The sequence below is a fragment of the Suttonella ornithocola genome (assembly GCF_001889065.1).
GTDB classification, from domain to species: domain Bacteria; phylum Pseudomonadota; class Gammaproteobacteria; order Cardiobacteriales; family Cardiobacteriaceae; genus Suttonella_A; species Suttonella_A ornithocola.
Genome location: NZ_LWHB01000042.1, coordinates 1 through 5,711, shown reverse-complemented (window position 1 = coordinate 5,711; position 5,711 = coordinate 1). Strand labels below are relative to the sequence as shown.

The following is a 5,711-nucleotide window of genomic DNA, read 5'->3' as shown; positions in this document are numbered from 1 at the left end:
GCTTACGCTTATATGATGGTTCTATTAACAGWCGATATTTTCTACTCATTGGGTGAGAGAAGCACTGTTACCTGAGTTACCTAAAAACAGTGTAATTGTCATGGACAATGCCGCTTTTCATAAACGCAGTGATATTCAAGCAATCATTGAAGAGCATGGGCATGAGATAGTTTGGTTACTCCCTTATAGTCCAGACTTAAATCCTATTGAAAAGATGTGGGCTTGGATTAAGCAAATACGCAAAGAATGGCAGATGGATTGTATTGATACTTTATTCTTTTATCTGCTTTGGATTGGGTTGGGCTTTAGATGATTGCACTATAGCGCCCAATCTCAAGGCACAAAATCAAGAAAAATAGACCGTGAACAACTTAAAACCTATGTAGAACAATACAATGACGCCTATTTATTTGAAATAGCAAAACACTTTGCCTGTACACCACAAGGCATATTTTATGCACTAAAATCAATCGGTATGACACTTAAAAAAAGACCACGACCTACAAAGAACAAGACCCAATCAAAGTAGAAAACGATCTAACCAAGCTTGCAACCTTCAATGACCATCAAAGGGTTTATATTGATGAAACGGGTATAGATACCTACTTACATCGACCCTTTGCAAGGTTATCCAAAGAGAAAACTGTTAAAAGCACCATTAGTGGCAAAAAATATAAACGAATATCCGTTGTTGCAGGTCAAATTGGCAATAAACTCATTGCCCCAATGACTTACGAAAATACCATGACAAGTGCCTTTTTTGAAAAATGGTTTGAAGAACACTTATTACCATCATTGAGTGTTAAATCAGTGATTATTATGGATAATGCTCAATTTCATCGAATGAAGGTTCTAAAAGCGTTAGCCGAAAAATTTGGTCACGTTGTTTTGCCTTTATCACCTTATTCGCCAGAGTTAAATCTAATCGAAAAGCAGTGGGGCAATCTTAAAAGTATTTACGTAAAGTTTTATCTAATTTTGATGTCTTTTGGGATGCTCTTTTGTCCTATTCTGGATTTAATTGACTATAAATATCAATATTAATAATAAAAAATATTTTATTTTCATGTTATCTAACTCTTGTTGACGGTTAATATTCCTTTAGGTAATTTTTTATCCTGTTTTTTAAATAATTATTTTAATCTCATAGTGAAATTGAATAAGTTAGTAATATTTTGCCAACGCTATATAATTTATCTATGGCTTAATATTTAATATTTTTTAACTAAAAGAGCAGTTTTTGTATCTCCTGTATTTGACTTATATGTTTGCCCCGTATTTGGGGAATTCATAACAGTATCTATATAGTCAAATCCGCTAAAAAACAGAACATTATTCACTACCAGAAGATTGGGTAAGGTTGATAGAATGTCTTGTTATTTAGCGGATTTGATTACCACTGAAAGCGTGAGTTTTTATATTTGTTAGCTATAGCCAACTTCCCAAAAAAAGCATACAACGTTAACTTAGCATCCACTTTGAAAACAGTCTTCTATCTCCAAGTACGGTATGCATTTTTTGGGAGCCCTGCTATAGCTATAGTGCCATCAGTACTAAAGGTTCATCGGTTAGTGCTTGATAGACGTTATCAATGGTCGGTTTATCGTAGAACATTGCAACAACTGTTATGGCTAAATACGCCCCGTTTTTGCTTGGCTGTTCGCGTATTTCGATACGGTCTTTTTCAGGAATGGTTTGATTGATAATGGCTAAAACCGCAGATTGAAATTCTGGCGTGTTTTTTCCCATGATTTTAATGGGGAAACGCGCGGGGAATTCAATCAGGGTTTCTTGTTCGGAAAATTCGTCTGTTGAAGGATGATTTTTAGGTTCGTCGGTCATTTTAGTTCTCCCACCAAAGTTTTAATCCATCCCAGCTGCGACGAAAAAAGCCGCCTTCTGGAACATTTTTTGCTGCGATTGCAGGTAAGGTTGTATAGGTTTTTGTGCCGTCAGTAAGGGTAATGGTGCCAACGGTATCGCCTTTTTTAATAGGGGCAATTAGCGTATCTAAATTGACATTGGCTTTAAGGGTAGGGGCATTTTTTGGCATCATTAAGCTAACGGCATGAGCGGGAATAACATCAACCGTCTTTTCTTCACCCTTATAAACAGTCGCTTGCATTAGGACTTGATTGGCTTTAAGCGGAGAAACTTGAGTAAATTGCGCAAAACCAATATTCAGCAATACTTGGCTAGCTTGAAAACGATCCGCTTCTTTTTTCGCGCCTAAAACCGCAGTGATTAGGCGGATGTCGCCACGTTTTTCAGAAGCGGCCAAACAATAGCCAGCGGCTTCGGTATGTCCTGTTTTGAGTCCGTCGACATTGGCATTAGAGAATAATAAGCGGTTACGGTTAGGTTGGGTAATTTTATTCCAGCGGAAAGATTTTTCACTGTAGTAGCGATAGTATTCGGGAAATTGGGTGATAATGGCGCGCGATAGGGTGGCGATATCGTGTGCGGTGGAGTAATGTCCTTCTGTTGGCAAGCCAGTAGGATTTTTATAATGGGTATGGTCCATGCCAAGCTTTTTAGCATCGGCATTCATGATTTCCACAAAGTTTTCCACACTACCACCGACATATTCTGCCAAAGCAATACTGGCATCATTACCTGACTGAATAATCATCCCACGAATCAAATCTTCTACGGGAACTTGTGAGCGGATTTCAATAAACATCCGTGAACCTTCTTGGCGATATGCACGTTCGCTAACAGGCACTTTATCAGTTAATTGAATTTTTCCGTTTTTGAGAGCATCAAAGACTACGTAAGCGGTCATTAGCTTAGTAATACTGGCGGGTGGTAGTTCTTCATTAGGATTGAGCGCGTCTAAAATTTGTCCGCTTTCGGCATCCATTAATACATAACTTTTCACCAATTCGTTTGGTGTGGCTTGTGCCCAAACTAGTAAGGGAAAGGTTAGAAATAAAAGAAATAGTTTTTTCATAAGATAAATCGTCTATAAAAAGAGGGAATCATTGATTGGGTGTTTCTTCAGGCATAGGCGGTAGCATCCGTTTGTGATGCGAACGGTTATGCCAAAAGGCAATACGTTTTTGGGCTGCTTTGCTGACTTTTTCTCCGCGTAAAAAGGTATCTAAGACGGTATAGTTAACGCCTAATTCATCTTCATCGGTTTGTCCTTCCCAAAGTCCCGCACTAGGGGCTTTATAGATAATTTGTGAGGGAACGCCTAATACTTCTGCTAACGCAAGAACTTGCTCTTTTCGTAAACGCGCCAATGGCAGAACATCTGCTGCGCCATCACCAAATTTGGTGAAATAGCCTGTATAAGATTCTGCAAGATTATCTGTTCCAACAACGACGGCACGATAGCTTTGGGCAAGCGTAAATAAAGTCACCATACGTAAACGCGCCATGACATTACCATGTAGAACTTTTACCCGTTCTGGATCAGGATGTAGTGCGCTAGCGACGCTAGTCATCACTGCTTGATACATCGGTTCAATAGAGATAACTTCTCCTGATAAACCGCAACCATCTAAGACAGCATTAGCATCGGTTAAATCGGTTTCAGAGGATACTGCCGCAGGCAGCATGTAACAATGGACGGGAGTCCCCGTTCTGGCGAGCAAATACGCACATACCGCAGAATCCACGCCACCGCTTACCCCTAAAACATAGCCATCCATTTTATAGAGCGTTTTTCGCTGATTTTCTAGCCAATTAACTAAATAATCGGCATAAGTTTGCATATTCATTCGTTTTCTCCGCTAATTTCTGCGAGCATAGATTGTTTGAGTTCCCATAATGGGCGAGATAAATCAACATAATAGCCGTGAGGGTTTTCTAATCGTTTCACTTCTGACCACATTTCTGCCAAAGATTGTTCACGATGTTGTTGAACCTCGGCTAATGTTGGCGATACTTTACAGCGTTTGCCATGTTGATAGACCAAGTTTAATAAAGGACGAACATAGAAGTTTCGAACATGCTTTTTCTTCCATGGGGAAATAGGGTCGAATAATAAATACGGCTGCTGTTCATCAATAACTTCATCGCGTAAGCTGACAACATCCGCTGTTGCCATTCCATCAGTATCATAAAAGCGCCAGACTTGTTTAAAGCCTGGTGTAGAAGTTTTAATGGTATCACCGCTCACTTTAATTTTAGGGATTAACAGTCCGTTTTCTTCTAATGCGACAATTTTATAAACGCCACCAAATACGGGCTCGCTGCGAGCAGTAATCAACCGTTCGCCCACGCCAAAAATATCAATGGCGGCTTCTTGTGTGAGTAAATCTTTAATTAAAAACTCATCAAGACCATTACTCACCGCGATTTTAACATCCGTTAATCCCGCAGCATCTAACATCTTACGCGCTTGTCGGCTTAAATATGCTAAATCGCCACTGTCTAAACGAATCCCTTGTAATTTTTTACCCATTGGCGCTAATACTTCTTGATGCGTGCGAATGGCATTGGGGACACCGCTTTTTAACGTGTCATACGTATCCACCAATAAAATCGTATTATCAGGATAGACTTCTGCATACGCTTTAAAAGCGGAAAATTCATCCTCAAAACTTTGCACAAAAGCATGAGCCATTGTTCCGCGAGCAGGCACACCAAAAGCGGCTTCTGCTAAAGTATTGGCGGAGGCTTCCACGCCACCAATAAAAGCCGCTCTTGCGCCATAAAGAGCGGCATCGCTGCCATGCGCGCGTCGTGAACCAAACTCTAAAACCGTCCGTCCCTGAGCTTGTGAGCAAATTCGGGCAGCTTTAGTGGCAATGAGAGATTGATGATTTAGAGTGAGTAATAAAATCGTTTCAATTAAATGACAATCAATTAGCGGTGCGTGGACAGTAACAACAGGCTCATTTGGGAAAATCACTGTGCCTTCATCAAAAGCATAAATTTCGCCACGAAAGTGAAAAGTGCTTAAAAAATTCAAAAAGTCTTCATCAAATCCGCCTTTGGCGCGCAAGAAAGCAATATCATCATCCGTAAAATGAAAATCTTGCAGAATATCTAATAGCGTTTCTAAACCTGCAAAAACCGCAAAGCCCCCTTTTTCGGGAACGCGGCGAAAATAATAATCAAATACCGCCCATTGCTCTGCACGCCCTTTGACAAAATGGGTATTTGCCATTGTGAGCGCATAAAAATCCATCAATAAAGCACGATTATCTAAGCCCATTATTTGCGCTCCTGATGTTCAATAAATTCCCCTTCAATCTTCGTCCCGTCTGCACGATGCGCTTCCACCGAACCATCATGTTCATACACATTATTAGGAACATCCTTACCAAAGCCAAAGCGTTTCATCACAATATCTGGCTTAAAAGCGCGCAGTAAAGAAAGTCCAATTAAGCCTCTTAATTTAGGGATTAACAAACATACTGCCAAAGCATCGCTGATAAAACCCGGCAAAATCAGCAATACCCCTGCCAATAAACGATACATCCCTTCTTGTAAGGCATTAGGTTGAAGCTGAAGCGTGCGTAAGCGCAACATAAAAAGCATTTGTTGACCGCGTAAGACCCAAATGCCGATGACTGCGCTTATTATCAATAAAAAAATCGTCCACAATGCGCCAATAGCACCTGCGACCGCTACCAATACCACTAATTCCAATAAACCCCATACGCCAAAAAACAATAATAATGGCATTTTGTCCTCCAAAAAATTCATTCTGACTAAGAAAATCAAGATAAAAGAATTTTCTCATCGCCTTTCTA

General features: G+C 40.1%; 6 protein-coding genes and 1 pseudogene. 2 read left to right on the top strand and 5 right to left on the bottom strand.

Going from position 1 to position 5,711, the window contains the following annotated elements:
• Positions 1-52: 52 nt before the first annotated feature.
• Both A5N85_RS14570 and A5N85_RS03570 read left to right on the top strand, forming a co-directional pair.
• On the top strand, positions 53-313 hold the full coding sequence (locus A5N85_RS14570; RefSeq protein WP_169818613.1) for a transposase: 261 nt from the start codon (positions 53-55) through the stop codon (positions 311-313).
• A 9-nt stretch (positions 314-322) separates the two neighbouring features.
• Positions 323-1,025 (top strand): annotated as a pseudogene (locus tag A5N85_RS03570) (IS630 family transposase); the annotation flags it as partial.
• Between the two features lie 511 nt (positions 1,026-1,536).
• Here the strand turns inward: A5N85_RS03570 and A5N85_RS03565 are convergent.
• Genes A5N85_RS03565 through A5N85_RS03545 form a run of 5 tightly spaced genes read right to left on the bottom strand, consistent with a single transcriptional unit; the run spans position 1,537 to position 5,643 of the window.
• Positions 1,537-1,842, bottom strand: a complete 306-nt coding sequence (locus A5N85_RS03565) for a YbeD family protein (protein ID WP_072576010.1) — start codon at positions 1,840-1,842, stop codon at positions 1,537-1,539.
• A 1-nt stretch (position 1,843) separates the two neighbouring features.
• The gene (locus A5N85_RS03560) at positions 1,844-2,953 is read right to left on the bottom strand and encodes a D-alanyl-D-alanine carboxypeptidase family protein (RefSeq protein WP_072576009.1); all 1,110 of its coding nucleotides are present in this window, start codon (positions 2,951-2,953) and stop codon (positions 1,844-1,846) included.
• Positions 2,954-2,981: 28 nt separating this feature from the next.
• A complete protein-coding gene (nadE, locus tag A5N85_RS03555) occupies positions 2,982-3,728 on the bottom strand; it encodes an NAD(+) synthase (RefSeq protein WP_072576008.1) in 747 nt (248 codons plus the stop codon).
• Positions 3,725-5,170: a nicotinate phosphoribosyltransferase gene (locus A5N85_RS03550; RefSeq protein WP_072576007.1), complete on the bottom strand. Its 1,446-nt coding sequence runs from the start codon at positions 5,168-5,170 to the stop codon at positions 3,725-3,727. The genes nadE and A5N85_RS03550 overlap by 4 nt, the downstream gene beginning before the upstream one ends.
• Entirely contained in the window at positions 5,170-5,643 is a 474-nt protein-coding gene (locus A5N85_RS03545; RefSeq protein ID WP_072576006.1) for an FxsA family protein, read from the bottom strand. Before A5N85_RS03545 ends, A5N85_RS03550 begins: the two co-directional genes overlap by 1 nt.
• Positions 5,644-5,711 lie beyond the last annotated feature (68 nt).

What these genes read in the sequence shown, in the direction of transcription:
- A5N85_RS03565 (WP_072576010.1), bottom strand. Translation starts at nt 1,842, where the DNA reads ATGACCGACGAACCTAAAAATCATCCTTCAACAGACGAATTTTCCGAA.
- A5N85_RS03560 (WP_072576009.1), bottom strand. Translation starts at nt 2,953, where the DNA reads ATGAAAAAACTATTTCTTTTATTTCTAACCTTTCCCTTACTAGTTTGG.
- nadE (WP_072576008.1), bottom strand. Translation starts at nt 3,728, where the DNA reads ATGAATATGCAAACTTATGCCGATTATTTAGTTAATTGGCTAGAAAAT.
- A5N85_RS03550 (WP_072576007.1), bottom strand. Translation starts at nt 5,170, where the DNA reads ATGGGCTTAGATAATCGTGCTTTATTGATGGATTTTTATGCGCTCACA.
- A5N85_RS03545 (WP_072576006.1), bottom strand. Translation starts at nt 5,643, where the DNA reads ATGCCATTATTATTGTTTTTTGGCGTATGGGGTTTATTGGAATTAGTG.